Raw genomic sequence first — 26,677 nt, forward strand, 5'->3', positions numbered from 1 at the left:
TCCTGGCATGAGCTGGCGCGGAAGCTGCATCCCTCGGCCATTCGCCGGTTTTCCGTCACCGGCTTCTGGAGGGAAGGATGCGTAGCCTGGTTTTGCTGCTGGCCGTTTTGGCACTTGGCGGCTGCATGAATGTCAGCGATATGGCCGAAGGAACTCGCTACCACATGAGCGACGTGGGGCTGCTGGACCATAGCGACAGCCGTCGCGTGAATAACATCCGCATTCAGCCGGACTCCTTCATCTACATCGCCCAGGGCGCCTTCGCGCCACCGGGCATTGCTTCTCCGCGACCTAACGTGGTGGCCGAAGAAGCCTTCAACGGCTTTATCGAATATTTCCCGATGGTCCGCCGCGCCCGCGCACCGGAAGGCCTCGACGCCGCCATGGGAGAAGCCCGTGCCGCCGGTGCTCACTACCTGCTCTATACACGTTTTGCCAAGGCCGACGACCGCATCGGCAACGCGGACGATTTGATCGACCAGGAGCGCTCGGATCGCCTCGGGATCGACAGTGGCGTCATTCAGATCATGTTGATCGAGACCAGCACCCAGTATTTGATCGATACTGCACGTATCAAGAGTCGTGGCGGTTTACTGACGTTCTACGATAACAGGCCAGAAGATCTTCTGGGCCCGCCGCTGGAGCAATACGCTCGTAGCCTGTTGGGGCTCAGCGATCAGTAATTAAAAGGAGAACGCCATGAGTGGCCCGCAAAAAGCCAATGACCTGTTGGGACAAATCCCCAAAACCAAAGGTTTGCCACCGGTCCACTTGTGGAACCCCGACTTCTGCGGCGACATCGACATGCGCATCTCCCGCGACGGCACCTGGTATTACCTGGGCACGCCGATCGGGCGCAAGCCGATGGTCAAGCTGTTCTCCACCATCATTCGCCGCGACGGCGATGATTACTTTCTGATTACTCCAGTCGAAAAGGTCGGCATCAAGGTCGACGACGCACCGTTCGTGGCGATAGCCCTGGAAGTCGAAGGCGAGGGTGAGGCTCAGGTCTTGCGCTTTACCACCAACGTCGATGAAACCACCGACGCCGGTGTCGAGCACCCCATGCGCGTGGTGATCGACCCGGTGACTCAGGAGCCCGCGCCGTACGTGCATGTGCGCAGCAACCTTGAAGCGCTGATTCACCGCAATGTGTTCTACCAATTGGTAGAGCTGGCGGTGAGCCGTGAGATTGACGGGCAGGGCTGGCTCGGTGTCTGGAGCGGTGGCGAGTTTTTCCCGATCGGACTTGAGCCGTAAGCGCTGAACCCGAGAAATGAAACGGCCCGTTATTGCAACGGGCCTTTTTTTATGGGCTTACAAACCCTTGCTCTTCAGCCGGGCGGCATGTTCTAGGTAGAGCATCACCGGGCTCACGTTCCAGCTGTTGATCCCGGCCATCTGGTTGACTGCATCAAAGTGGTCCATGGGGTAATCCGAGCGGATCACTTTGCCCAAATGAGAGCTGTAGCGGCCGACCAGCCCATCATTGGCGTGCTTCTCTTTATAAAATAGCTGCGACAGCACTTTACAGTTCAAATGGGTCGGGTCGAGGAGTTGCAGGCTTTGAAAGTTCTGCACTATCCCGCTCCAGGAGTAGTAATACACGCCGTTCTCAACTTCGTTGCCTTCCCCGCCCCAAACCTTTGGCAGCCCTTGCGGGTACTTGCGATTGAAGGCGGCCAGGCCTGCGCTGGTCAGCGATTCGAACGCCGCTTGAGGGTCGATGGGGTTTTCCGGATGGCCACTGATCAACGAAATGAAGGTGCCGACTGCGCCTAACAGGGCTAATACCAAGGCTTCGGGTAATTCTCCGGGTGTCAGTGCCTTGTGCAGTTGGTCGGCAATCTCGGAGCCGTGGTTAGGGCAACTGACCGAGGTGACCGACGCAACCTTTTCCGGGTACAGGGCTGCGACGTAGCGTGCGGCCAGCGGACCTTGGCTATGGCCGATCAGATTGACCTTGGCGGCGCCCGTTTCCCGCAAAATACGGTCGACGTGTTCGAGCAGTTTTTCACCGCGTTCCTCATTACCGTTGACGGTTGGAATATTCACGGCAAACACCTGGGCACCAGCACGTTCCAGGGCTTCCTCGATTTCGAAGAAGTACGGATAGCCGGCGATTCTGTCGAAGCCGAAAAGACCGTGAACCAACACAATGGGGTATTTCGTAGACGCATCCATGTCCATGTTCATACCTGGCAATAGCGGATTTTAGTGAAACAGCCTGATCTGTTGCGGGCTAACCGTAGTTTACAAAGTGGGTGGGTTCAAAGCGCCGGGGGAGTAATCGGACGAACAGTCATGCCTGTGTTGGCAAGAACTCCAGAAAAATCCAATTGACACCCAATCATATGATGATTAGCGTGGGCATCCATTGCGAACGGCTTTCGTGTCGTTTCATTTTTATTTTCACCGGGCGGTGAGGTACCCATGTCCAGCAGTTTTCACGCGTCGACGGTTGATTGGCTAGGGTGCTGGATTGCCGCTGGCCAGGTGAAGCCCGGTCAGACCATCAAGGTTGAAGCCGACTTGGGCGAGCAGCTTGGGGTCAGCCGTACGGTCATCCGCGAAGCGATCAAAACCCTGGTCGCCAAAGGCATGCTCGAAGTCGGGCCGAAGGTCGGCACGCGGGTGTTGCCGGTACGGCGCTGGAACCTCTTCGATCCACAAGTCGTCGGCTGGCTGTCGCGCAGCGGTTTGCCGGAAAACTTCGTCGACGACTTGCTTGACCTGCGTCGTACCATCGAACCGATGGCGGTGCGTTGGGCCTGCGAGCGCGCGACGGTGGAACAAGTGCAAGCCGTGCTTCAGGCCTACAACGCGCTGGAACGAGCCGTAGACAGCGGCATCGATTACAACCGCGCCGACCAGTTCTTCCACGAGTGCATCCTCGCCGCCAGCCACAATCAATTCATCGAACAAATGGTCCCGGCCCTCGGCGCGCTGCTGGCGGTGTCGTTCGAAGTGTCTGCCGCCGACCCGGACGAACTGCGCCGCACCTTGCCGATTCACAAAGACATGGCCGACGCCATCGCCGCCCGGGATGCTGCGCGGGGTGTGTGGGCCTGCATGACCCTGATCGATAACGCCGACCTGGCGATCAAACGGTTTTACCCCCAAGTCATGGCCGACAAGAAGGCAAGCTGACCAGGCTCGCTCCCACATAAAAGCATAAAAAGGAGGTTTCATGACGTGGACTGCGGTTACCGAACACCGTGCGCGACTCGGTGAAGGTCCGTTCTGGGATGCACCGACCCAGGCGCTGTACTGGGTCGATATCGCCGGCCAACAGGCGCTGCGATTGATCGGCGCCAATGTGGAAATCTGGCAGATGCCGGAACACGTGTCCGCATTCATCCCCTGCGAAAGTGGCGATGCCCTGGTGACATTGAGCAGTGGGGTTTATCGGCTGGACCTGAACTCTCCCGGCCTGGAGCCTCGGCTGACCTTGCTCTGTGTGGCCGATCCGCAACCCGGCAATCGCGCCAACGAAGCCCGCTGCGATGCCTTGGGCCGGCTCTGGCTGGGCACCATGCAAAACAACATCGGCGAGCAGGGCGAAGATTTGCCGATCGTGCGCCGCTCCGGTGGCCTGTTTCGCATCGACCGCGATGCTCGGGTCACGCCGCTGCTTCGAGGGCTCGGTATCCCCAACACATTGCTATGGAGCGACGACGGCACAACCCTGTATTTCGCCGACAGCCTCGACGGTACGTTGTACCAACATTTCATCCATACCGACGGCAACCTCGACACCGCCTGCGTCTGGTTTGGCCCCCACGAACGGGGTGGCCCCGATGGCTCGGCGATGGATGCCGAGGGCTATATCTGGAACGCCCGCTGGGACGGCAGTTGCTTGCTCAGGCTGAGCCCGGACGGTCATGTCGATCGGGTGATCGAACTGCCTGTCAGTCGCCCCACCAGTTGCGTGTTTGGTGGCGAAGACTTCAAGACCTTGTACATCACCAGTGCGGCGAGCCCGCTCAACCACCCGTTGGATGGTGCTTTGTTGTCGGTTCGAGTCGATGTGCCCGGAAAGCCCTGTCAGAGATTTGCAGGCTGAATCCCAAAATATGGGATGCAAAATTATATATTGAGATTTATTGGTGGCCGGGTTTATAGTCGGCCCCATCAGTTACACGCACTCACACTTAAAAAAACAAAACAGGTGAAGTGATGCAGCGATATTCCACCGTCCTCCCTTGGGTCGACAGTGCTTCAGGCCGCCCCGGCGCCCGGGCGTTTGCACGCCTGCCTGCCTATTCCCAAAAGCCTTTTGACCGGACATCGACAGATGTCCGGTTTTCGTCGTGCCCTCGAACAGGAGTGTTGATCCATGGCTGAACCCCTTTCCTTGCCACCGGTGCCCGAACCGCCGAAGGGTGAGCGCCTGAAAAACAAGGTCGTGCTGTTGACCGGCGCCGCTCAGGGGATCGGCGAAGCGATTGTCGCGACCTTTGCGTCCCAGCAAGCCAAGCTGGTCATCAGCGATATCCAGGCCGAGAAAGTCGATAAAGTCGCGGCGCATTGGCGTGAACAAGGCGCGGATGTCGTGGCGATCAAGGCCGACGTATCGCGCCAGCAAGACCTGCACGCCATGGCCAAGTTGGCCATTGAGCTTCACGGTCGCATCGACGTGCTGGTCAACTGCGCCGGGGTCAACGTGTTCCGTGATCCGCTGCAAATGACCGAGGACGACTGGCATCGTTGCTTCGCCATCGACCTGGACGGCGCCTGGTATGGCTGCAAAGCCGTGCTGCCGCAGATGATCGAGCAGGGCATCGGCAGCATCATCAACATCGCCTCGACCCATTCCACTCACATCATTCCCGGCTGCTTCCCGTACCCGGTGGCCAAGCATGGCTTGCTCGGGCTGACCCGCGCCTTGGGCATCGAATACGCACCCAAGGGCATTCGCGTCAACGCCATCGCACCGGGCTATATCGAAACCCAACTGAACGTCGACTACTGGAACGGCTTTGCCGACCCTCATGCCGAACGTCAACGGGCCTTCGACTTGCATCCACCGCGCCGCATCGGTCAGCCAATCGAAGTGGCGATGACTGCCGTGTTCCTGGCCAGCGATGAGGCGCCATTCATCAACGCTTCGTGCATCACCATCGATGGTGGTCGTTCGGTCATGTACCACGACTGAATAACTTGGGTTTCAGGCGCAAAACTACGCCTGAAATACAATCATCATACGATATGACTATTGGCTACATGCTTCGACCGCTGTATTGGCTTTCAACTAACGCTCAAAAAAAATAACAAGGAGTCAGCTTATGAAACGTCGTCGTGGGATCCGTTCCCTGTGCTGTGCCGCTTTGGCGGTCACCGCGGTCAGCCTGAGCAGTACGTTGCTGGCGGCCGAGGAAGTGAAGATCGGTTTTCTGGTCAAGCAGGCCGAAGAGCCCTGGTTCCAGACCGAGTGGGCCTTCGCTGAAAAGGCCGCCAAGGACAAGGGCTTCACCGTCATCAAGATCGCTGTGCCTGATGGCGAGAAAACCCTTTCGGCCATCGACAGCCTGGCGGCGAACGGCGCCAAGGGCTTCGTGATCTGCCCGCCGGACGTCTCCCTCGGCCCGGCGATCATGGCCAAGGCCAAGCTCAACGGTTTGAAAGTGATCGCTGTCGATGACCGTTTCGTCGATGCCGGCGGCAAGTTCATGGAGGACGTGCCATACCTCGGCATGGCAGCTTTCGAAGTTGGCCAGAAGCAGGGTGCCGCCATGGCCGCCGAAGCGAAAAAGCGCGGCTGGGACTGGAAACAAACCTATGCGGTGATCAACACCTTCAACGAACTCGATACCGGCAAGAAACGCACCGACGGTTCGGTTAAAGCCCTGGAAGACGCCGGGATGCCGAAAGACCACATTCTGTTCTCGGCCCTGAAAACCCTCGACGTACCTGGCAGCATGGACGCCACCAACTCGGCGCTGGTGAAGCTCCCGAGCGGGGCGAAAAACCTGATCATCGGCGGGATGAACGACAACACCGTGCTGGGCGGCGTGCGCGCCACCGAAAGCGCCGGTTTTGCCGCCGCCAACGTAATCGGTATCGGCATCAACGGCACCGATGCCATCGGCGAACTGAAGAAAGCCAACAGCGGCTTCTTCGGCTCGATGCTGCCGAGCCCGCACATCGAGGGCTACAACACCGCCAGCATGATGCACGAGTGGGTCACCACCGGCAAAGAACCGCCGAAATACACCGCCATGGACGACGTGACGCTGATCACGCGCGACAACTTCAAGCAGGAACTGGAAAAGATCGGCCTGTGGAATTGAGGGTCGGTTGATTTCATTGGCGGCCCCGGCGACGGGGCCGCCTGATCGGTGTGATGAGGTGGGTTATGCACGCACACGTACAAACAGATGAACAGCGCATTGGCGGCAGCCTGCGCTTCAACGGGATCGGCAAAACCTTTCCCGGGGTGAAGGCGCTGGACGGCATCAGCTTCGTCGCGCATCCGGGGCAGGTTCATGCCTTGATGGGCGAGAACGGCGCCGGTAAATCCACACTGCTGAAGATCCTCGGCGGTGCTTACACGCCGAGCAGCGGCGACCTGCGGATCGGCGAGCAGACGAGGGTCTTCAAATCCACTGCCGACAGCATTGGCAGCGGGGTCGCGGTGATCCATCAGGAGCTGCACCTGGTGCCGGAAATGACCGTGGCCGAGAACCTGTTTCTTGGGCATCTGCCGGCAAGTTTCGGCCTGATCAATCGCAGCGTTTTGCGGCAACAGGCACTGGCCTGCCTCAAAGGCCTGGCCGATGAAATCGATCCACAAGAGAAAGTCGGGCGCTTGTCCCTCGGTCAGCGGCAACTGGTGGAAATCGCCAAGGCGCTGTCCCGTGGCGCGCATGTGATTGCGTTCGACGAACCCACCAGCAGCCTGTCGGCGCGGGAAATCGATCGCTTGATGGCAATCATCGGGCGCCTGCGCGACGAAGGCAAAGTGGTGCTCTACGTCTCCCATCGCATGGAGGAAGTGTTCCGTATCTGCAACGCGGTAACGGTGTTCAAGGACGGTCGCTTCGTGCGCACCTTCGAGGACATGAGCGCGCTGACCCATGACCAGTTGGTGACGTGCATGGTCGGTCGCGACATTCAGGATATCTACGATTACCGCAGCCGCCCGCGTGGCGCGGTGGCGCTCAAGGTTGACGGTTTGCTGGGGCCGGGTTTGCGTGAACCGGTGAGTTTCGAGGTGCACAAGGGCGAGATTCTGGGACTGTTCGGCTTGGTTGGCGCGGGCCGCACCGAGCTGTTTCGCATGCTCAGCGGACTTACCCGCAACACGGCCGGACGCCTGGAGTTGCGTGGACATGAACTGAAACTGCGTTCACCGCGCGATGCCATTGCGGCGGGGATTCTGCTGTGCCCCGAGGACCGCAAGAAGGAGGGCATCCTGCCGCTCGCCAGTGTCGCCGAGAACATCAACATCAGTGCTCGTGGTGCTCATTCCACCTTCGGTTGCCTGTTGCGCGGGCTGTGGGAAAAGGGCAACGCCGACAAGCAGATCAAGGCGCTGAAGGTGAAGACGCCCAACGCGGCGCAGAAAATCATGTACCTGTCCGGCGGCAATCAGCAGAAGGCGATTCTCGGTCGCTGGCTGTCGATGCCGATGAAAGTCCTGCTGCTCGATGAGCCTACACGCGGCATCGACATCGGCGCCAAAGCCGAGATCTACCAGATCATCCACAACCTGGCCGCCAGCGGTATAGCCGTGATTGTGGTGTCCAGCGACCTGATGGAAGTCATGGGCATTTCTGACCGCATCCTGGTGCTCTGCGAAGGCACGATGCGCGGCGAACTGACCCGCGAACACGCCAATGAATCCAACCTGCTGCAACTGGCTTTGCCACGCCAACGCGCTGCCGACGTGGCGAACTGAGAGGTGACTATGACCATCCAAAACAACGCTCTGCCAACCCCGCGCAAACCGCTGGACCTGCGACGCTTTCTCGATGACTGGGTAATGCTGCTGGCGGCCGTCGGGATCTTCGTGCTCTGCACCTTGCTGATCGACAACTTCCTGTCGCCGCTGAACATGCGGGGGCTGGGCCTGGCGATTTCCACCACCGGAATTGCCGCCTGCACCATGTTGTATTGCCTGGCTTCCGGGCATTTCGACTTGTCGGTGGGCTCGGTGATTGCCTGCGCCGGCGTGGTCGCGGCGGTGGTGATGCGCGACACCAACAGCGTGTTCCTCGGCGTCAGTGCGGCGCTGGTGATGGGGCTGATTGTCGGGCTGATCAACGGGATCGTGATCGCCAAGCTGCGGGTCAATGCGTTGATCACCACGCTGGCGACCATGCAGATTGTTCGTGGCCTGGCTTACATCTTTGCCAACGGCAAAGCGGTGGGCGTGTCCCAGGAGTCGTTTTTCGTCTTCGGCAACGGCCAGTTATTCGGCGTACCGGTGCCGATTCTGATCACCATCGTTTGCTTCCTGTTTTTCGGCTGGCTGCTGAATTACACCACCTACGGGCGCAACACCATGGCCATCGGTGGCAACCAGGAAGCGGCGTTGCTGGCTGGGGTCAACGTTGACCGAACCAAAATCATCATCTTCGCCGTGCACGGGGTGATTGGTGCATTGGCCGGGGTGATTCTGGCGTCGCGCATGACCTCGGGTCAGCCGATGATTGGCCAGGGTTTCGAGCTGACAGTGATCTCGGCCTGCGTGTTGGGCGGGGTGTCGCTGAGTGGCGGGATCGGGATGATTCGGCATGTGATTGCCGGAGTGCTGATTCTGGCGATCATCGAGAATGCGATGAACCTGAAGAACATCGATACCTTCTATCAGTACGTGATTCGCGGTTCGATCCTGTTGCTGGCGGTTGTGATCGACCGACTGAAACAACGCTGATTTTCCCCGGGGGAGCGGGATGTCCGGCACATGGATACTGGATGTGCCGACGCCTTCGCGGGCAAGCCTCGCTCCTACAGTACCGTGCAGATCCCCCTGTAGGAGCGAGGCTTGCCCGCGAAGGCGGTCTGTCTGTCACACAATCCAGCCACAAAATATCCCTTGCTCGCCCTAATCCCTTTCGGTTATCACTTTGTACATGGTTAGACAGGTACGATTTGACAAGAAACAACGGATTATCGATGAGCTTGTCCGGCGCATCGAAAGCGGCCTCATGGAGGACGGCTTGCTATTGCCGGGTGAACATCAGTTGGCTCAAGAATTCAAGGTCAGCCGCGGCACGCTGCGTGAAGCCCTGGCCGAACTGAAACGGCGTCACTACATCGCCACGCAAAGCGGAGTCGGTTCCATCGTTACTTACGACGGCGTAGTGCTCGATCAGAGCAGCGGCTGGGCCCAGGCACTGGCGGACAGCGGGGCGTTGATCAATACCGAAGTGCTGCGACTGGAGGCGGTGACCCGTCCTGACCTGCTGTCGCGGTTCGGCACCGATCAATTCATCACCCTCGACCGTCGCCGGCGCGCCACCGACGGTACGCTGGTGTCTCTGGAACGCGCGTTAATGCCCGCGACCGGAGGCCTGGAAGGCCTGCCGCGAGTGGGACTGATTGATAACTCCCTGACCATCACGTTGGCTGCCTACGGCTATGTCGGCGAGCACGGCGATCAGTGGATCGGTGCCGAACCCTTGAACGCCGAAGACGCCGAACTGCTCGGGCGCCCGGTCGGCACGGTATTTCTCAAGGCCCTGCGCACCACCTATGACCGTCAGAACCGTTTTATGGAGCAGGTCGAAAGCCTGCTCGATCCGGTGCACTTTCGTCTGCATTTGCAGTTTGGAGCTCCAAAATGACCGCGCTCAACCGTGCCCTCGGCGCGTTCTATGGACTGGCCCTGGGCGATGCGCTGGGCATGCCGACCCAATCCCTGAGCCGCGCCGACATCAAGGCGCGCTTCGTTGAAATCACCGATCTGCAAGACGCAGGCCCCGATCAACCGATTGCCGCGAACTTGCCCAAAGGTTCGATCACCGACGATACCGAGCAGGCGATTCTGGTCGCTCGGTTGTTGATCGAAGGCGAGGGCCGGATCGAACCGGCGGTACTGGCCCAACGATTGATCGAATGGGAAGCCGGGATGCAGGCCAAGGGCTCGCAAGACTTGCTCGGCCCTTCGACCAAACGCGCGATCGAAATGATCCTCGCCGGCCACTCGCTGGAAGAGGCGGGGCGCTATGGCGCCACCAATGGCGCAGCGATGCGCATCACCCCGGTAGGGATTGCGGCCGATGTCGCCGATCCAGAGCGTTTCATCCGCTCCGTGGTGCAAGCCTGTCAGGTGACCCACAACACCACGCTGGGGATTGCCAGTGCGGCGGCGGTGGCGGCAGTGGTTTCCGCCGGGATCAACGGTATGGACCTGGGTGAGGCGTTGAACCTTGGCCAGCAATTCGCGCAGCAGGCAGAAAGTCACGGCCACTGGGTCGCCGGCGGGCGGATTGCCTCGCGCATCAGTTGGGCGCGGAGTATCGGCATCGACAGCGACAAGGCGTTGCTGGCGGATTTGCTGTACGACGTGATCGGCACTTCGGTGGCCTCACAGGAATCGGTGGTGGTGTCGTTTGCGCTGGCCCAGCAAGTGGCCATCGGCGAGATGATGGCCTTTGAAGCGCTGTGCATGGCCGCGAGCCTGGGCGGTGACACCGACACCATCGCGGCGATGCTCGGCGCCATGCTCGGGGCCTGTCTGGGGCTTGAGAGCTGGCCGATGGCGATGATCGAGCAGGTTAAAGCGGTTAACTCGTTGGAGTTGGAACCGTTGGTAAAAGGACTGTTGGCTTTACGTTGACTGGACTGGCCCCATCGCGGGCTTGCCCGCGATGAACACGCCGCATACTTGAGTTTTTCACCCGCAATGGAACGCACAAACACGGGCAGGACGGCCGGCTGTTGTTTTGTCCTCCGAGATTGCCCACACCATAACAATTGCAAGGAGCATTTTCATGAGTTCATCGAACGCCGGGCAAAGCGCCGGACAACTGGAAACCCGTGGTATCGAACCGGTGCCGGAAGGGGAGTGCAACGGTCATCCGCTGCAACTGTTCTGGGTCTGGTTCGCGGCCAACATTTCCATTCTCGGCTTGCCGTTGGGTGCCACGCTGGTGGCCTTTCGCGGCCTGGCGATCTGGCAAGCGATCATCGTCGCGATCCTTGGTGCCGCCGGCTCTTTCGCGGTGGTCGGGATCATCTCCATTGCCGGTCGTCGTGGCCGCGCACCGAGCCTGACACTGTCGCGAGCGATCTTCGGCGTACGTGGCAATATCGGCCCGACGTTGGTCTCGCTGATGTCGCGCCTGGGTTGGGAAACGGTCAATACCACCACCGCCGCGTTCGTCCTGCTGTCGCTGTGCTCGATAGTGTTCGGCTCGCCGGTGGAAGCCAAAAGCGCGCCGCTGCTGACCCTGGTGTTCATCGCGATTTTCGTGCTGCTGACGTTGTCGGTGTCCGGTCTCGGCCACGCCACATTGTTGGTGATCCAGAAATGGGCAACCTATGTGTTCGGTGCGCTGAATATCCTGGTCGGTGGTTTCCTCTGCGCGACCATCGATTGGAGCGCCGTATTCAATGCCACGCCAGCACCGCTGAGCGCGATGATCATCGGCATCGGCACCATGGCCGCCGGCACCGGGATCGGTTGGGCCAACGCCGGCGCGGACATGTCGCGCTACCAGCACCGCAGCGTCAAAGCGGTGCGCCTGGTGGCGTCGGCGGCGTTCGGTGCGGGGATTCCGCTGGTGCTGCTGATCACCCTTGGCGGTCTGCTGTCGGTGGGTAACAACGATCTGGCCTCGGCCACTGACCCGATTGTCGCGATCCGCGACATGCTGCCGAGCTGGATGGCGGTGCCGTACCTGATCACCGCGTTCGGCGGGCTACTGCTGTCGAACAACCTGTCGGTGTACTCCGCCGGGCTGACCACCTTGACCCTCGGTCTGAAGGTCAAGCGCGTGTACGCGGTGGTGGTCGATATCGTGGCGATCTTCGCCGGCTCGATCTACTTCATGCTGATCGCCGAGAGCTTCTACGGTCCGTTCATTACCTTCATTTCCTTGCTGGCGGTGCCCATCACGGCGTGGGTCGGAATCTTCGTGGTCGACCTGATCCATCGTCATTACTACAGCCCCAAGGACCTGCTGGACGTCAGCCCGAGCAGCGCCTACTGGTATCGCGGCGGCGTCGAGTGGCGTGCATTCGGTGCGTGGGCGGTGGCGATTGTGTTGGGTTTCAGCTTCACCACCATTGGCACCACTGAACAAGATGTCTGGTTCCGGGGCTTCCTGTCCGACTCATGGCTGGGCCACAACGGCTTGGGCTGGATCGTGACGTTCGTGGTGGCTGGCGGGATTTACTGGGTGCTCGGCGGCGCCAAGGACCGTCGTACCGCGTTGCTCGAGCCTGCGCATGTCTAGGCTGCTGCACACCGGCCAGGTCATCATCGACCTGGTCATGGCCGTGGACAAATTGCCTCATTCGGGCGGTGACGTGCTGGCGCAATCCGCCCGTTTCGAGGCGGGCGGCGGTTTCAATGTGATGGCCGCGGCCCGACGGAACGGCTTGTCGGTGGTCTACCTCGGGCGCCATGGCAATGGCCGTTTTGGTGATCTGGCCCGGGAGGCGATGACGGCAGAAGGCATTCGGATCGGCATCGCTCACCGTGCTGAGCGCGACACCGGGTTGTGTGTCGCACTGACTGAAGCCTCGGCCGAACGCACGTTCATTTCCTACATCGGTGCCGAAGGCGAATTGACCGCCGAAGACCTGGCGAGTGTGCCGGCCGAGGCGGGCGACTTTGTCTATGTCAGCGGCTACAGCCTGCTGCATGCCGGCAAGGCTCAGGTGCTGGTGGATTGGGTGCTGGAGTTGCCGGACGGGATCAAAGTGGTATTCGATCCGGGACCGTTGGTGGATTCGCCGGACGCACCGCTGATGAAGGCCTTGCTGCCGCGCATCGATCTGTGGACCAGCAACCGTGTCGAGGCGCTGCGGTTTACCGGGGCGTCGGACATTGCCGAGGCGTTGAATATTTTGGCGGATCAGTTGCCGACGGACGCCCTGATGGTGGTTCGCGATGGGCCGCAGGGTTGCTGGATCAGCCAGCATGGCGACCGTCAGCAGGTGCCGGGATTCAAGGTCTCGGCCGTCGACAGCAACGGTGCGGGGGATGCCCATGCCGGGGTGTTTGTGGCCGGGTTGGCGCAGGGCTTGTCGGCGGCTGAAGCGGCACGGCGGGCGAACGCGGCAGCGGCGTTGGCGGTCACTCGTTGGGGGCCGGCGACTTCGCCGGGGGCGGTGGAGGTGGACGCGTTGATCCGCGAAACTTTCAGCGCCTGATCAGCCGCCATCGGGCCTCAAATTCACCCTTAATCCTGACTTTCAACCCGCCTTGCGCAACGCCTCGATCAACTCTTGCTTGCGCATGCTCGAGCGCCCCGGAATCTTCTTCGCCCGGGCTTCCCTCATCAGGCTGTCCACCGTCTGGGTATCGCGTGACGCCTTGCTGTTGCGCGGTTTGCCCTCACGGGTGGCGACTGCACGGCGGGCTGATTCCTTGCGATCGGCAGACTTGGCAGCGGCCGGTTTCTTGCGTCCCGAGCCGCCGGCGCGCTCACCGCCACCCGACTGCTTGTTTACCGTCGCCCAGGCGCGGGCCTCGGCTTCATCTTTCGACACGCCTTTGCGTTCGTAGCTTTCTTCGATGTGTTCGGCCTTGCGTTTCTGCTCGGCGGTGTATTTGTCTTTGCTTCCACGAGGCATGGGATTTCTCCTGGCTATAGGAGCTGGCGCAGGCTTCGCCAGCTCCTGCTCGGTTAGTTATCCAGTTTGCGCGCCGCCTCAACCCCAGCGGCGCTGAGTTTGATCGGCAGGTTCAGCGAGTGCTCGCCGGCTTCGTTGCAGATCACATGACCGTGCTGGATCAGCCCACGCTCCTGCAGCGTCGCAAGGGTGCTGGCCACGACTTTCTCCCCCCGGTAATTGTCCAGAACCTCCTTGCCCAAGCCGCTTGGATGGGCATGCAGCAGGCGGGTCAGGACTTCTTTTTCCAGGTTTTTATCGACGTTCATGGTGACCTCTTGGTTGGGATGGACGAGTGTTGCTCCTCGCTCGCATTGGCGAGCCCTTACTCGATATTGGTCCGTCCCCGACCGGGATTGGTGCCTGATGAACGACGAGCGGTGTGGCTCTGGCTCCTCAGCCGACACCGATTTCTTCTTTAAACAGCTCCATGAATCCCTTCAAGCGTTGATGGCGAACCAGTGCCAGGCGCTGGCCGGTGGTCGTTTGGAAGCCGTCTGCCAGGTGCAGCAGCTTGGTCTGGAAATGATCGAGGCAAAAGCGTTTGTCGTCGTAGTCCCGCTCGTCTGCCTCCGGGTCCACAGGGTCGTACAGCGCGCTGCCCATGCGCCCGGCAATGTAGAAGGTACGCGCCACGCCGAGCATGCCAAGCGAGTCGAGGCGGTCGGCGTCCTGGATGATTCGGGCTTCGAGGGTCGTGGGTGTGATGTTGGCGCTGAAGCTATGGGCCTCAATGGCATGGACGACCGCGGTGATTTTTGCGTCAGGCCAATCCACGGCTGTCAGCACTGTCGACGCTTTCTGCGCCGCCAGCCGTGACGCCTGGGAACGCAGCGGCGAGTTCTTCTCCACCGCCACGCAATCGTGCAACAGCACGGCGGCCAGCAGCACCTCAAGATCACCGCTTTCTTCAGCATGAAGCGTGCGCACGTTGTGCCATACCCGTTGCAAGTGCGACAGATCGTGGGCGCCATCCTCGCCAGGTTCCAGCGCATGGGGCAGCAGTTCAGAAGCCAGATTCTGCAGAGGTGCGAAAGCAGCGGTGCTCATAAATGTCCTAAGTATGAAAACGCTTTTGTGGCGAGGGAGCTTGCTCCAATGCTAGTAAGTTAAACCGTAAATGCAATCCGTAGCAGCTGCCGAGCCTGCGAGGCTACGTTCGGCTGCGCAGCAGTCGTGAATCCGGCTGACGCGGTCTGCCTGACGCACCGCAAGTTCTGGTTTGACGACTGCTTTGCAGCCGAACGCAGCCTCGCAGGCTCGGCAGCTGCTACGGAGAGTGTGTTACGGCTGAGATTACTTAGCGAATCGACATTAGCCACAAAGGCCCCCTCCATCATTTCAAATGTGACGAGCGCCGCGCGCGGACTTAGTATGGCGTTTTCAACTTTTGACAAGGCACGTCCATGACGATCGAAATCCGCCCGGCAACCCCCAGCGATGCTCCGCAAATACTCGCGTTCATCACTGAACTGGCCGACTTCGAACGTGCCCGCCACGAAGTCATCGCCAGCGTCGCCGACATCGAGCGCAGCCTGTTCAGCGAAGGCGCCACCGCCCATGGCCTGATCTGCCTGCGCGATGGCCTGCCGATCGGCTTCGCAGTGTTCTTCTTCAGCTATTCCACGTGGCTGGGCAGCAATTGCCTGTACCTCGAAGACCTCTACATCACCCCTGAACAGCGGGGCGGCGGCGCCGGTAAAACCTTGCTGCGCCACCTGGCAAAAATCGCCTGTGCCAATGACTGCGGCCGTTTCGAATGGAGCGTGCTGGACTGGAACAAACCGGCGATTGAATTCTACAAATCCCTCGGCGCACAACCGCAGGAAGAGTGGGTGCGGTATCGGATGGATGGGGCGGTGCTAAGGGATTTTGCCGCCGGTAATTGATCCTCTAAAAGATCGCAGCCTTCGGCAGCTCCTGCACGGGATTGTGTTTCGACCGCGATATTGCGGGCGTACATCGAATCTGTAGGAACTGCCGAAGGCTGCGATCTTTTTTTGTGATATCTCAATATGTGGGATTGATATTTATATATTGAGATTGTCCCTCGTCCAGGTCTATAGTCCAGCTCACTCACTGCCAAAAAACAAAACAGGTGAAGCGATGCTGGCGCAATTGATCGCGCTCGATTGGGGGACAACCTCATTACGTGCTTACAAACTCGGCTTCGGTGGCCAGGTGCTGGAACAGCGTGCGCTGTCGTCCGGGATCATGCAGTTGCCCAAGACGCCGCGAACCATCGCCGGTCAGGCATGCGCCGACGGTTTTGAACTGGCCTTTGATGAGGCTTGCGGTGACTGGCTCGACGCGCAGCCCGATGTGCCGGTGATTGCCTGTGGCATGGTCGGCAGTGCTCAGGGCTGGCGCGAAGCGGCCTACTGCGACACGCCGGCGAACGTCGCCAATCTCGGAACTTCCCTACAAACCGTTCGCAGTCTTCGCGGTGTCGATGTGCACATCGTGCCGGGTGTGATTCAGCGTTCGCGCTTGCCCAACGTCATGCGCGGCGAGGAAACCCAGGTCCTCGGCGTATTGCAGAATCTGCCGGGCGAGGCGGGTAGGGATCTGCTGATAGGCCTGCCGGGCAGTCATTCGAAATGGGTGGAAGTGGCCGACGGCTGCATCGTGCATTTCGATACCTTCATGACCGGCGAAGTCTTCGCCGTACTCAGCGAACACAGCATTCTGGGGCGCACTCAGCAGCGCGGCGGGGCTTTTGATGGCGATGCTTTTGACCGTGGCGTGCAAGTGGCGCTGTCGGCGGATGGCGAGATCGGGCCGCTGTCCACGTTGTTCAGTGCCCGCAGTCTGGGGCTGACCGGCGAGCTGAGTGCCACCGCTCAGCCGGACTATCTGTCCGGCCTGCTGATCGGCCATGAACTGTCGGCCCTGGCCACCGTTCAGCGACGTCGGCGCAACAGCGTGCACCTGCCCTCGATCATCCTCATCGGCAACGCTCAACTCTGCGCTCGCTACAGCCGGGCGCTCGACGCCTGCGGTTTTACCCGGGTGACCCTGGCCGAGCAGGCTACCGAACGCGGCTTGTGGCAGTTGGCGGTCGCCGCTGGACTGATCACGACATCCTCATCCCGTTAAACCTGAATGGAGGTCTGACATGCTCAAGCAAGCACTGGCACAAAACGGTCTGATCGCGATTCTGCGTGGCCTGCGTCCGCAAGAGGCGGCAGCCGTCGGCGAAGTCCTGTATTCGGCCGGATTTCGCGTCATCGAAGTGCCGCTTAATTCCCCTGAACCGTACGAAAGTATCCGCATCCTGCGCAGCACATTACCCGCCGATTGCCTGATCGGCGCGGGCACGGTGCTGACGCCGGAACAGGTCGAGCAAGTGAAAGCGGCGGGCGGCCAGGTGATCGTCATGCCCCACAGCGATGCCAAGGTATTGCGCGCGGCGAAGGCAGCGGGGCTGTTCCTGTCGCCGGGCGTGGCAACGCCGACCGAAGCCTTTGCCGCGCTGGCCGAAGGGGCGGATGTGCTGAAGATGTTCCCGGCCGAGCAGATGGGCCCAGCCGTAGTAAAAGCCTGGCTGGCGGTGTTGCCCGCGGGGACGGTGCTGGTGCCGGTGGGCGGGATTACGCCAGACAACATGCAGGTGTTTGTCGAGGCCGGCGTCAAAGGTTTCGGTCTCGGCTCCGGGTTGTTCAAACCGGGCATGACGGCTGACGAGGTAGCGGTGCGCGCCAAGGCATATGTCGCTGCATGGAACGCTCTGCGTTAAGACTTTCTGGCGCTGTGAGCGCTGCATCTACAAGAGAGACAATAGAGATGAAAATCACCAAACTCACCACCTTCATCGTTCCGCCGCGCTGGTGCTTCCTCAAGGTCGAGACCGACGAGGGCGTGAGCGGTTGGGGCGAGCCCGTGGTCGAAGGCCGCGCGCACACCGTCGCTGCTGCGGTCGAGGAATTGTCCGACTACCTGATCGGTAAAGATCCACGCAACATCGAAGACATCTGGACGGTGCTCTACCGTGGCGGCTTCTACCGGGGCGGGGCGATCCACATGAGCGCGCTGGCCGGTATCGACCAGGCGTTGTGGGACATCAAGGGCAAGGCGCTGGGGGTGTCGGTCAGCGATTTGCTGGGCGGCCAGGTGCGGGACAAGATCCGGGTTTATTCGTGGATCGGTGGTGATCGTCCGGCGGACACTGCTCGCGCCGCGAAAGAAGCGGTCAGCCGTGGTTTCACCGCAGTGAAAATGAACGGCACCGAAGAACTGCAATTCCTCGATTCCTTTGAGAAAGTCGACCTGGCGCTGGCCAACGTTGCCGCTGTGCGCGATGCGGTGGGCCCGAATGTCGGCATCGGCGTGGACTTCCATGGTCGGGTGCACAAGCCGATGGCCAAGGTGCTGATGAAGGAACTCGACCCGTACAAACTGATGTTCATCGAAGAACCGGTGCTCAGTGAAAACTACGAAGCGCTGAAGGAGCTGGCGCCGCTGACCAGCACACCGATTGCTCTTGGTGAGCGGTTGTTCTCGCGTTGGGATTTCAAGCGTGTGCTCAGCGAAGGCTACGTCGACATCATCCAGCCTGATGCGTCCCACGCGGGCGGCATCACCGAAACCCGCAAGATCGCCAACATGGCCGAAGCCTACGACGTGGCGCTGGCGCTGCATTGCCCGCTGGGCCCGATTGCCCTGGCGGCGTGCCTGCAACTGGATGCGGTTTGCTACAACGCGTTCATTCAGGAACAGAGCCTGGGCATCCATTACAACGAGAGCAACGACCTGCTCGATTACGTGAAAGACCCGCGGGTATTCGACTACGACAAAGGCTTTGTGAAGATCCCCAATGGGCCGGGTTTGGGGATCGAGATCAACGAGGAGTATGTGATCGAACGCGCCGCTGTCGGCCACCGCTGGCGCAACCCGATCTGGCGCCATGCCGATGGCAGTTTTGCCGAGTGGTGATACTCACGCGGTGATCGTTCCCACGCTCTGCGTGGGAATGCCTCACCGGACGCTCTTGGGTCGCATGGCTGCGTTCCCACGCAGAGCGTAGGAACGATCAACCACCATGACCTCAATAAACATAAGAAGAGGCACCCCCATGCAACCGCAAACCCTCACCGGGCAGGCGTCGTTGGTGACGCCCAGTCGCAAGCGTTTTTTCATCATGGTCCTGTTGTTCATCACGGTGGTGATCAACTACCTGGACCGCAGCAACCTGTCCATTGCCGCCCCGGCGCTGACCAGCGACCTGGGCATCGATCCGATTCATGTGGGGCTGATTTTTTCCGCATTCGGCTGGACCTACGCCGCCATGCAGATCCCCGGCGGCTGGCTGGTGGACCGGGTGCCGCCGCGCATTCTCTATAGCGTTGCATTGCTGCTGTGGTCGCTGGCCACGGTGATGCTCGGTTTCGCCGCCAGTTTTATCGCATTGTTCGTGCTGCGCATGGCGGTCGGAGCGCTGGAAGCGCCGGCGTACCCGATCAACAGCCGCGTAGTGACAACCTGGTTCCCCGAGCGCGAACGCGCCACAGCCATCGGTTTCTACACCTCCGGGCAGTTCGTCGGCCTGGCGTTCCTGACGCCGGTGCTTGCCTGGCTGCAACACCAATATGGCTGGCACATGGTGTTTGTCAGCACTGGTGTTGTGGGCATTCTTTGGGCGGTGATCTGGTACGCGGTGTATCGCGAACCACGGGATTTCAAGGGCGCCAATGACACGGAAATCGAGCTGATCCGTGAGGGTGGCGGGTTGGTGGATATTCAGGCCGAAGCCGCCAGGGCCAAGGCGAAATTCAGCTGGATCGACCTCGGAATTGTCCTGAGCAAGCGCAAATTGTGGGGCATTTACCTCGGCCAGTTCTGCCTCAATTCGACTTTATGGTTCTTCCTGACGTGGTTCCCGACTTACCTGGTGAAATATCGCGGCATGGACTTCATCAAGTCTGGCTTGCTGGCGTCACTGCCGTTTCTCGCAGCGTTTGTCGGCGTGCTGTGCTCGGGGTTCTTCTCGGACTTTTTGATCCGTCGCGGCTACACCGTAGGCTTCGCCCGCAAGCTACCGATCATTGGCGGACTGCTGATTTCCACCTCGATCATCGGCGCCAACTTCGTCGAATCGACGCCGCTGGTGATTGCCTTCCTCGCGCTGGCTTTCTTCGGCAACGGTCTGGCCTCGATCACCTGGTCGCTGGTGTCGACCCTGGCCCCGGCACGCTTGCTCGGACTGACCGGTGGGGTGTTCAATTTCATCGGCAACCTGGCGGCGATTACCACGCCAATCGTCATCGGTTTCCTTGCCTCCGGTGATTCGTTTGCCCCGGCGATCACCTATATCTCTGTTCTGGCGTTGCTGGGTGCGCTGTCCTACGTGTTGCTGGTGGGCAAGGTCGAGCGTATCAAGTTGTAGTCGCAGCCGTCCGGCGACCATAATGCCGCCCGTTCCCTCGCTCAACGGTAAAGGCTGGATATGCAGGAAGACGCCCCAAAAATCGCCAAGGACGCCGCGCCGACCGGCACCCAGACACTGCTTCGTGGCCTGGGTGTGGTGCAGGCGGTGGCCAGTGGCGCCCGCGATCTCAAGGAAATCGCCCGGCTGATCGGCACGACGCGCAGCACCACCCATCGTCTGGCCAGTTGCCTGGTGGACGAGCGTTATCTGCGGGTGGTGCCGCAGGTCGGCTATCTGTTGGGGCCGAAACTGATCGAACTGGGTTTTCAGGCGCGCGAAGAGCTGCCGTTGGTGACGCTGGCCGGGCCGTATCTGGATGAGTTGTCGGCATTGACCGGCGACACCATCCACCTGGCGATTCGTGAAGGCGACGAGGTGCTGTACCTGCTCAAGAATCCGGGGCGCAATGGCCCGGAAATGCGTTCGCGGGTCGGCCATCGCATGCCGTTGGCGCGTACCGGGATTGGTAAGGCGCTGATGCTTGATGACTCGCAGGAAGAATGGCAACGGCTGTATGAAATCAGCTTGCCGGTGGGCGGAAAAAATCAGTTCTGGCCGCAGCACCCAGAGCAATCCTGGGAGCAGTTTCAGCAGCGCATGATCGAGTACGTGGCCGGCGGTTACGCCTTCGACCTGGAAGACAACGAACCGTCGATCCGCTGCGTGGCGGCACCGATTCGCGATGCCAGCAAGCGCATTGTCGCCGGCATCAGCATCGCCAGCACCGTGCCGTACATGCCGCTGGAAAAAATGGCCGAGCTGATTCCCCTGATCAAAGGGGTCACAGCCCGGCTGTCGGCGGAATTGGGCCTGAAGGTTTAGAGTTTCAGCGTCGCCATGTCGATCACGAAGCGGTATTTCACGTCACCGGCGATCATGCGGGTGTAAGCCTCGTTGATCTGGCGGATGTCGAGCATTTCGATGTCGCAGGAGATGCCGTGCTCGGCGCAGAAGTCCAGTACTTCCTGGGTTTCGGCGATGCCGCCGATCAGTGAGCCGGCCAGCATGCGACGACCCAATACCAGTTTGGCAGCATGCACCGGCGGATCGATCGGCTCGATCAAGCCCACCAGAATGTGCACGCCGTCGAAACGCAGGGTATCGAGGTAGGGGTTGAGGTCGTGCTGCACCGGAATGGTGTCCAGCAGGAAGTCGAATTGTCCGGCGGCGGCCTTCATCTGTTCGGCATCGGTGGACACGATCACGTGGTCCGCGCCTTGGCGACGACCTTCTTCAGCCTTGCTCGCCGAGCGGGTGAACAAGGTCACCTCAGCGCCCATCGCCTTGGCGAACTTGATCCCCATGTGACCGAGACCGCCCATGCCAAGAATCCCGACCTTGTCACCGGCCTTCACACCGTAGTGCTTGAGCGGCGAGTAGGTGGTGATGCCGGCACATAGAATCGGCGCGGCGCTGGCCAGGTCGAGCTTCTCCGGGATGCGCACGACAAAGTGCTCGCTGACCACGATGCTGTCGGAGTAACCGCCCATCGTGTTGCTGCCATCGACCCGGTCCGGGGTGGCGTACGTCATGGTCGGGCCTTCGAGGCAGTATTGCTCCAGATCGGCCTGGCAGGCTTCGCAATGGCGGCACGAGTCGACCATGCAACCGACGCCGACCAGATCGCCGACTTTGTGTTTAGTAACGTTCGCGCCGACGGCGGTCACTTTGCCGACGATCTCATGGCCGGGCATCAGCGGGTAAACCGCAATGCCCCACTCGTTGCGCGCCTGGTGGATGTCGGAATGGCAGACGCCGCAGTAGAGAATCTCGATTGCGACGTCGTCGGGCCGTGGACTGCGGCGTTCGAATTTCATCGGGGCGAGGGGAGTGGTGGGCGACTGAGCGGCGTATCCGATGGCGGTGTACATGGTGAACCTCGCAAAGCAGTGACAGGTGAGGCGAGCCATTCTGGGCACCGCACGGGTGACCGGCCATGGCGATTCCTCCGGGTGTCATGCCTAATCCTCCGGTATGTGCCGTTGATTGGCCGCATTGGCGTTCAGACCTGCGATGATGTTTTCATCCCTTTTTTCGCGACTTTTTTGTGAAGAGCTCTCCATGTTGTTGACCCGTCATCTCGATGCCAATGCCACGCTGGTTTCGCTGATCCAGCGGCTGACCACCCGCGATGGTTTCACGCCTACCACGTTGCCGGGCGTGCAGATTTTGCGGGCCAGTTGTGATTTGGCCCGTGGCCCGCAAATCTACGAGCCAAGCCTGGTCATCATCGCCCAGGGCAGTAAGTTGGCGTATCTGGGGTCGCGTACTCTGGAATACGGTGCCGGGCATTATTTGATTCAGGCGCTGCCGGTGCCGTTCGAGTGCGAGACGTTTTCCGCGCCCGATGGCCCGATGCTGGGCATTTCCATCGCCATTGACCGGGTGTTGCTCGGTGAGTTGGTGTTGGCCATGGGGCTGGCGTCGGGGCGCTGTATCGCGGCGCAGACGCCAGAGTCCATGACTTCGGCGGTGCTCGATGATGCGATGCGGGGTTGTGTTGAGCGGCTGTTGCGCTGTCTGCACGACCCGCTGGAGAGCCAGGTTATGGGACAGGCGCGATTGCGTGAGTTGTTGTTCGTCGCCTTGCGTGGGCCGCAAGCTGATGTATTGCGGGCGCTGGTGGAGCAACAGGGGCAGTTCGCCCGGATCGCGGCCTCCCTGAGCCATCTGCATGCGCATTACACCGAGCCGCTGAACGTCGACGCCCTGGCCAGTTGCGCGAACATGAGCGCGTCGACGTTTCATGAGCATTTCAAACGCTGCACCTTGTTGTCGCCAGTGCAGTATCTGAAGCGTTTGCGCTTGCTCAAGGCCCAGCGCTTGCTGCAGGGCGAAGGATTGGGCGTGGCCCAGGTGGCGCATCGGGTGGGGTATCAGAGCACGTCGCAGTTCAGCCGTGAGTACAAGCGCTACTTCGAGCGTAATCCGGGGGATGAGCGCGCTGCCTGATCCACAGGTTCTTGTGGTGACGCTTGAATTGCGGGCAACAAAAAGGCCCCCGTTCAGGGAGCCTTGTTGTTCAGATGGTCGACTTACATGTTCGGATAAGTCGGGCCGCCGGAGCCTTCCGGCGCCACCCAGGTGATGTTCTGTGCAGGGTCCTTGATGTCGCAGGTCTTGCAGTGAACGCAGTTCTGGGCGTTGATCTGGAAGCGCTTCTCGCCGTCTTCCTGGGTGACCACTTCGTACACGCCGGCCGGGCAGTAACGCTGGGCAGGTTCATCGTACAGCGGCAGGTTCTTGCTGATCGGGATGCTCGCGTCGGCCAGCTTCAGATGGCACGGCTGCTCTTCTTCGTGGTTGGTACCGGAGATGAACACCGAGCTGAGTTTGTCGAAGCTGATCTTGCCGTCCGGTTTCGGGTAGTCGATCTTCTTGCAGTCGGCCGCCAGTTTCAGGCACGCGTAATCCGGCTTGGTGTCGTGCAGGGTGAACGGCAGTTTGCCGCCGAAGATGTTCTGGTCGATCCAGTTGAAACCGCCGCCGACAATGGCGCCGAACTTGTGGATCGCTGGGCCGAAGTTGCGGCTGGCGAACAGTTCGTCGTAGAGCCAGCTCTTCTTGAATGCTTCGACATAAGTGGTCAGCTCTTGCGTGCCGTCCAGATCGGCGAACAGCGCATCGGCCACCGCGTCAGCGGCGAGCATGCCGGACTTCATCGCCGTGTGGCTGCCCTTGATCTTGGCGAAGTTCAGGGTGCCGAGGTCGCAACCGATCAGAGCGCCGCCCTTGAAGACCATTTTCGGCAGCGAGTTCAGGCCGCCTTTGCAGATGGCGCGAGCGCCGTAGCTGACGCGCTTGCCGCCTTCCAGGTATTGCTTGAGCACCGGGTGATGCTTGAGGCGCTGGAACTCATCGAACGGCGACAGGAAGGTGTTGCTGTAGGAAAGATCGACGATCAGACCGACCACCACCTGGTTGTTTTCCAGGTGATAGAGGAACGAGCCCCCGGTGTTCTCGGTGCCCATGATGTCCAGCGGCCAGCCGGCGGTGTGGACCACCAGGCCAGGCTGGTGCTTGGCCGGGTCGATTTCCCAGATTTCTTTCAGGCCGATGCCGTAATGCTGGGCGTCGGCTTCGCTGTCGAGGTTGAAACGCTTGATCAGCTGTTTGCCGATGTGGCCGCGGCAACCTTCGGCGAACAGCGTGTACTTGGCGCGCAGTTCCATGCCTGGGGTGTACAGGCCTTCTTTCGGATTGCCTTCGCGGTCAACGCCCAGATCGCCGGTGATGATCCCGCGGACTACGCCGTTCTCGTCGAACAGCGCTTCCTGGGCGGCGAAGCCCGGGTAGATTTCCACGCCCAGGTTCTCGGCCTGCTGGGCCAGCCAGCGGCACAGGTTGCCCAGGGAGATAATGTAGTTACCTTCGTTGTGCATGGTCTTGGGCACAAAGAAGTCTGGAATCTTCTGCGCGCTGTCAGCGTTTTTCAGAACGAAGATGTCATCGCGGGTGACTGGCGTGTTCAGCGGCGCGCCGAGTTCTTTCCAGTCCGGGAACAGTTCGTTCAGGGCCCGTGGTTCGAACACGGCACCGGACAGGATATGAGCGCCGACTTCGGAGCCTTTTTCGACCACGCAGACGCTGATTTCCTTACCGGCTTCGGCGGCCTTCTGCTTCAAACGGCAGGCGGCGGACAGGCCAGCGGGGCCGGCACCGACGATGACCACGTCGAATTCCATGTATTCGCGTTCCACAGGCTATCTCCTACTCAAGGCTCAACAGTTTTTTTTCTAATTGGAGGTTGGGTGTCGCATTCATGAATTCCCCATAGTGCGGCACAGAGGACAATCGATGAACCACCTTTCTCTTTGGGTGGCGCATTATATCTACACCACTCTTAGCGTCCAATACAAACGTTTGTTTGAATCGGCTCAAAGCCAGATAAATCAAAGTCACGCGGCTTATGACTGGCCATTTTGCCGTATTGACCGGAATAGGTGTTCCGGTCAAGATACGGGCGGTTTTGCGCTCGCCGTAGGCTGAATGTAGGTTTCAAGAGCACCTCTAAAGACAGGGCGATGGCAGTACAAGGTGAAGCGCCGCGCAGGTATCGCGCGCAGTTTACACGCCACGGTAATGAATGACTTGTCGGTCACCCCTGACGAACGGTCATCAGTCTCGTGAGCAAGGTTCACCCGATACACCTGCCAGCGTTTTTAGAGGTGCCCTTGCGCCGATGAGCATCAACCGCCAGGTTCGCCTAGGCGACTTTCTTTTCACCGGAGAGTAACGAGGAATCCATGAAGGTTCTTGTAGCTGTCAAACGCGTTGTGGATTACAACGTCAAGGTTCGCGTCAAGGCGGACAATTCCGGCGTCGACCTCGCCAACGTCAAGATGTCGATGAACCCGTTCTGCGAAATCGCAGTGGAAGAAGCCGTACGTCTGAAAGAGAAAGGCGTGGCGACTGAAATCGTCGTCGTCTCCATCGGCCCATCCACCGCTCAAGAGCAACTGCGCACCGCGCTGGCTCTGGGTGCCGACCGCGCCATCCTCGTCGAATCCGCTGAAGATCTGACTTCCCTGGCCGTGGCCAAGCTGCTCAAGGCAGTGGTCGACAAGGAGCAGCCACAGCTGGTGATCCTCGGTAAACAAGCCATCGACAGCGACAACAACCAGACTGGCCAGATGCTCGCGGCATTGAGCGGCTACGGTCAGGGCACGTTCGCGTCGAAAGTCGAAGTGTCCGGCGATACAGTTGCCGTGACCCGCGAAATCGACGGCGGCGCGCAGACGGTTTCCCTGAAACTGCCGGCCATCGTCACCACCGACCTGCGTTTGAACGAGCCGCGCTACGCGTCCCTGCCAAACATCATGAAAGCCAAGAAGAAGCCTCTCGAAGTGCTGACTCCGGACGCTTTGGGCGTTTCCACCGCCTCCACCAACAAGATCCTGAAAGTCGAAGCGCCAGCTGCACGCAGCGCGGGTATCAAGGTCAAGTCGGTGGCTGAACTGGTCGAGAAACTGAAAAACGAAGCGAAGGTAATCTAATCATGACTATCTTGGTAATCGCCGAACACGACAACAAAGTGCTGGCCCCGGCCACGCTGAACACCGTTGCTGCTGCCGCCAAGATCGGTGGCGACATCCACGTTCTGGTTGCAGGCCAGGGTGCCGGCGCCGTGGTTGAAGCCGCTGCGAAAATCGCTGGCGTGAGCAAAGTCCTGAACGCTGACAATGCTGCTTACGCGCATCAGCTGCCGGAAAACGTTGCTCCACTGGTAGCCGAGTTGGGCAAGGGCTACAGCCACATCCTGGCTGCCGCCACTTCCAACGGCAAAAACATCCTGCCGCGCGTCGCCGCTCAGCTGGACGTTGACCAGATCTCCGAGATCATCTCGGTAGAAAGCGCCGATACCTTCAAGCGCCCGATCTACGCCGGTAACGCCATCGCTACTGTGCAATCGAATGCTGCAGTGAAAGTGATCACCGTGCGTGCGACCGGTTTCGA

At 60.2% G+C, this 26,677-nt stretch carries 26 protein-coding genes and 1 pseudogene; 21 read left to right on the plus strand and 6 right to left on the minus strand.

The window, feature by feature from the left end; all coding sequences use genetic code 11:
* Nucleotides 1-77: 77 nt before the first annotated feature.
* Together AC1DQM_RS28110 and AC1DQM_RS28115 are read left to right on the plus strand one after the other, a co-directional pair.
* A complete protein-coding gene (locus AC1DQM_RS28110; RefSeq protein WP_064616596.1) occupies nt 78-683 on the plus strand; it encodes a DUF4823 domain-containing protein in 606 nt (201 codons plus the stop codon).
* A gap of 16 nt (nt 684-699) precedes the next feature.
* Nucleotides 700-1,260, plus strand: a complete 561-nt coding sequence (locus AC1DQM_RS28115) for a DUF1285 domain-containing protein (RefSeq protein WP_442115306.1) — start codon at nt 700-702, stop codon at nt 1,258-1,260.
* A gap of 57 nt (nt 1,261-1,317) precedes the next feature.
* Here the strand turns inward: AC1DQM_RS28115 and AC1DQM_RS28120 are convergent, their stop codons facing one another.
* Nucleotides 1,318-2,190: an esterase/lipase family protein gene (locus tag AC1DQM_RS28120; RefSeq protein ID WP_019582740.1), complete on the minus strand. Its 873-nt coding sequence runs from the start codon at nt 2,188-2,190 to the stop codon at nt 1,318-1,320.
* Between the two features lie 243 nt (nt 2,191-2,433).
* Here AC1DQM_RS28120 and AC1DQM_RS28125 point away from each other — a divergent pair, with 243 nt between their 5' ends.
* From AC1DQM_RS28125 to AC1DQM_RS28170, 10 genes are all read left to right on the plus strand, one after another.
* The gene (locus tag AC1DQM_RS28125) at nt 2,434-3,150 is read left to right on the plus strand and encodes a FadR/GntR family transcriptional regulator (protein WP_018926208.1); all 717 of its coding nucleotides are present in this window, start codon (nt 2,434-2,436) and stop codon (nt 3,148-3,150) included.
* 40 nt (nt 3,151-3,190) lie between these two features.
* Nucleotides 3,191-4,066 carry an SMP-30/gluconolactonase/LRE family protein gene (locus AC1DQM_RS28130; RefSeq protein ID WP_442115307.1) on the plus strand — a complete coding sequence of 292 codons (876 nt, stop codon included), beginning with the start codon at nt 3,191-3,193 and terminating at the stop codon, nt 4,064-4,066.
* Nucleotides 4,067-4,339: 273 nt separating this feature from the next.
* Nucleotides 4,340-5,158: an SDR family oxidoreductase gene (locus AC1DQM_RS28135; protein ID WP_442115308.1), complete on the plus strand. Its 819-nt coding sequence runs from the start codon at nt 4,340-4,342 to the stop codon at nt 5,156-5,158.
* A gap of 130 nt (nt 5,159-5,288) precedes the next feature.
* Nucleotides 5,289-6,293: a substrate-binding domain-containing protein gene (locus AC1DQM_RS28140; protein WP_018926205.1), complete on the plus strand. Its 1,005-nt coding sequence runs from the start codon at nt 5,289-5,291 to the stop codon at nt 6,291-6,293.
* Nucleotides 6,294-6,358: 65 nt separating this feature from the next.
* Nucleotides 6,359-7,903 carry an L-arabinose ABC transporter ATP-binding protein AraG gene (gene araG, locus AC1DQM_RS28145; protein WP_019650447.1) on the plus strand — a complete coding sequence of 515 codons (1,545 nt, stop codon included), beginning with the start codon at nt 6,359-6,361 and terminating at the stop codon, nt 7,901-7,903.
* A 9-nt stretch (nt 7,904-7,912) separates the two neighbouring features.
* On the plus strand, nt 7,913-8,881 hold the full coding sequence (gene araH, locus AC1DQM_RS28150) for an L-arabinose ABC transporter permease AraH (protein ID WP_018926203.1): 969 nt from the start codon (nt 7,913-7,915) through the stop codon (nt 8,879-8,881).
* Between the two features lie 199 nt (nt 8,882-9,080).
* Complete coding sequence (locus AC1DQM_RS28155; protein WP_026286427.1) at nt 9,081-9,794, plus strand: GntR family transcriptional regulator; 714 nt, start codon at nt 9,081-9,083, stop codon at nt 9,792-9,794.
* Nucleotides 9,791-10,789, plus strand: a complete 999-nt coding sequence (locus AC1DQM_RS28160) for an ADP-ribosylglycohydrolase family protein (RefSeq protein ID WP_442115310.1) — start codon at nt 9,791-9,793, stop codon at nt 10,787-10,789. The genes AC1DQM_RS28155 and AC1DQM_RS28160 overlap by 4 nt, the downstream gene beginning before the upstream one ends.
* A 154-nt stretch (nt 10,790-10,943) precedes the next feature.
* The gene (locus tag AC1DQM_RS28165; protein WP_018926200.1) at nt 10,944-12,410 is read left to right on the plus strand and encodes a purine-cytosine permease family protein; all 1,467 of its coding nucleotides are present in this window, start codon (nt 10,944-10,946) and stop codon (nt 12,408-12,410) included.
* A complete protein-coding gene (locus AC1DQM_RS28170; protein WP_442115311.1) occupies nt 12,403-13,332 on the plus strand; it encodes a PfkB family carbohydrate kinase in 930 nt (309 codons plus the stop codon). Before AC1DQM_RS28165 ends, AC1DQM_RS28170 begins: the two co-directional genes overlap by 8 nt.
* Before the next feature lie 42 nt (nt 13,333-13,374).
* Here AC1DQM_RS28170 and AC1DQM_RS28175 read toward each other — a convergent pair whose 3' ends face one another.
* The 3 genes from AC1DQM_RS28175 to AC1DQM_RS28185 form a co-directional block, all read right to left on the minus strand.
* Complete coding sequence (locus tag AC1DQM_RS28175) at nt 13,375-13,755, minus strand: Rho termination factor N-terminal domain-containing protein (protein ID WP_018926198.1); 381 nt, start codon at nt 13,753-13,755, stop codon at nt 13,375-13,377.
* Between the two features lie 53 nt (nt 13,756-13,808).
* Nucleotides 13,809-14,063, minus strand: coding sequence for a hypothetical protein (locus AC1DQM_RS28180; RefSeq protein ID WP_018926197.1), 255 nt, complete (start codon nt 14,061-14,063; stop codon nt 13,809-13,811).
* A 127-nt stretch (nt 14,064-14,190) separates the two neighbouring features.
* Nucleotides 14,191-14,844: an HD domain-containing protein gene (locus AC1DQM_RS28185; RefSeq protein ID WP_477747132.1), complete on the minus strand. Its 654-nt coding sequence runs from the start codon at nt 14,842-14,844 to the stop codon at nt 14,191-14,193.
* A gap of 356 nt (nt 14,845-15,200) precedes the next feature.
* Between AC1DQM_RS28185 and AC1DQM_RS28190 the strand changes: the two genes are divergently transcribed.
* The 6 genes from AC1DQM_RS28190 (at nt 15,201) to AC1DQM_RS28215 (ending at nt 21,043) form a co-directional block, all read left to right on the plus strand.
* Nucleotides 15,201-15,683 carry a GNAT family N-acetyltransferase gene (locus tag AC1DQM_RS28190; protein WP_111455360.1) on the plus strand — a complete coding sequence of 161 codons (483 nt, stop codon included), beginning with the start codon at nt 15,201-15,203 and terminating at the stop codon, nt 15,681-15,683.
* Between the two features lie 217 nt (nt 15,684-15,900).
* Entirely contained in the window at nt 15,901-16,893 is a 993-nt protein-coding gene (locus AC1DQM_RS28195) for a 2-dehydro-3-deoxygalactonokinase (RefSeq protein WP_442115313.1), read from the plus strand.
* 19 nt (nt 16,894-16,912) lie between these two features.
* Nucleotides 16,913-17,533 (plus strand): 2-dehydro-3-deoxy-6-phosphogalactonate aldolase, encoded by a 621-nt coding sequence (locus AC1DQM_RS28200; RefSeq protein WP_018926189.1) that lies wholly within the window; start codon nt 16,913-16,915, stop codon nt 17,531-17,533.
* A 47-nt stretch (nt 17,534-17,580) separates the two neighbouring features.
* Complete coding sequence (gene dgoD / locus AC1DQM_RS28205; protein ID WP_442115314.1) at nt 17,581-18,729, plus strand: galactonate dehydratase; 1,149 nt, start codon at nt 17,581-17,583, stop codon at nt 18,727-18,729.
* A gap of 139 nt (nt 18,730-18,868) precedes the next feature.
* A complete protein-coding gene (locus tag AC1DQM_RS28210; RefSeq protein WP_442115315.1) occupies nt 18,869-20,179 on the plus strand; it encodes an MFS transporter in 1,311 nt (436 codons plus the stop codon).
* Nucleotides 20,180-20,239: 60 nt separating this feature from the next.
* Complete coding sequence (locus AC1DQM_RS28215) at nt 20,240-21,043, plus strand: IclR family transcriptional regulator (protein WP_018926186.1); 804 nt, start codon at nt 20,240-20,242, stop codon at nt 21,041-21,043.
* Here AC1DQM_RS28215 and AC1DQM_RS28220 read toward each other — a convergent pair.
* A complete protein-coding gene (locus AC1DQM_RS28220; RefSeq protein WP_019650465.1) occupies nt 21,040-22,092 on the minus strand; it encodes an NAD(P)-dependent alcohol dehydrogenase in 1,053 nt (350 codons plus the stop codon). The genes AC1DQM_RS28215 and AC1DQM_RS28220 overlap by 4 nt on opposite strands.
* A gap of 190 nt (nt 22,093-22,282) precedes the next feature.
* Between AC1DQM_RS28220 and AC1DQM_RS28225 the strand changes: the two genes are divergently transcribed.
* Nucleotides 22,283-23,173 (plus strand): AraC family transcriptional regulator, encoded by an 891-nt coding sequence (locus AC1DQM_RS28225; protein WP_442115316.1) that lies wholly within the window; start codon nt 22,283-22,285, stop codon nt 23,171-23,173.
* Nucleotides 23,174-23,256: 83 nt separating this feature from the next.
* Here AC1DQM_RS28225 and AC1DQM_RS28230 read toward each other — a convergent pair whose 3' ends face one another.
* Nucleotides 23,257-24,921, minus strand: a complete 1,665-nt coding sequence (locus tag AC1DQM_RS28230; RefSeq protein WP_018926183.1) for an electron transfer flavoprotein-ubiquinone oxidoreductase — start codon at nt 24,919-24,921, stop codon at nt 23,257-23,259.
* A 546-nt stretch (nt 24,922-25,467) separates the two neighbouring features.
* Here AC1DQM_RS28230 and AC1DQM_RS28235 point away from each other — a divergent pair.
* Both AC1DQM_RS28235 and AC1DQM_RS28240 read left to right on the plus strand, forming a co-directional pair.
* Nucleotides 25,468-26,217, plus strand: a complete 750-nt coding sequence (locus tag AC1DQM_RS28235) for an electron transfer flavoprotein subunit beta/FixA family protein (protein WP_477747133.1) — start codon at nt 25,468-25,470, stop codon at nt 26,215-26,217.
* A 2-nt stretch (nt 26,218-26,219) separates the two neighbouring features.
* A pseudogene (locus tag AC1DQM_RS28240) lies at nt 26,220-26,677 on the plus strand (electron transfer flavoprotein subunit alpha/FixB family protein); the annotation flags it as partial.

This window comes from Pseudomonas sp. 01L34 (assembly GCF_056400265.1).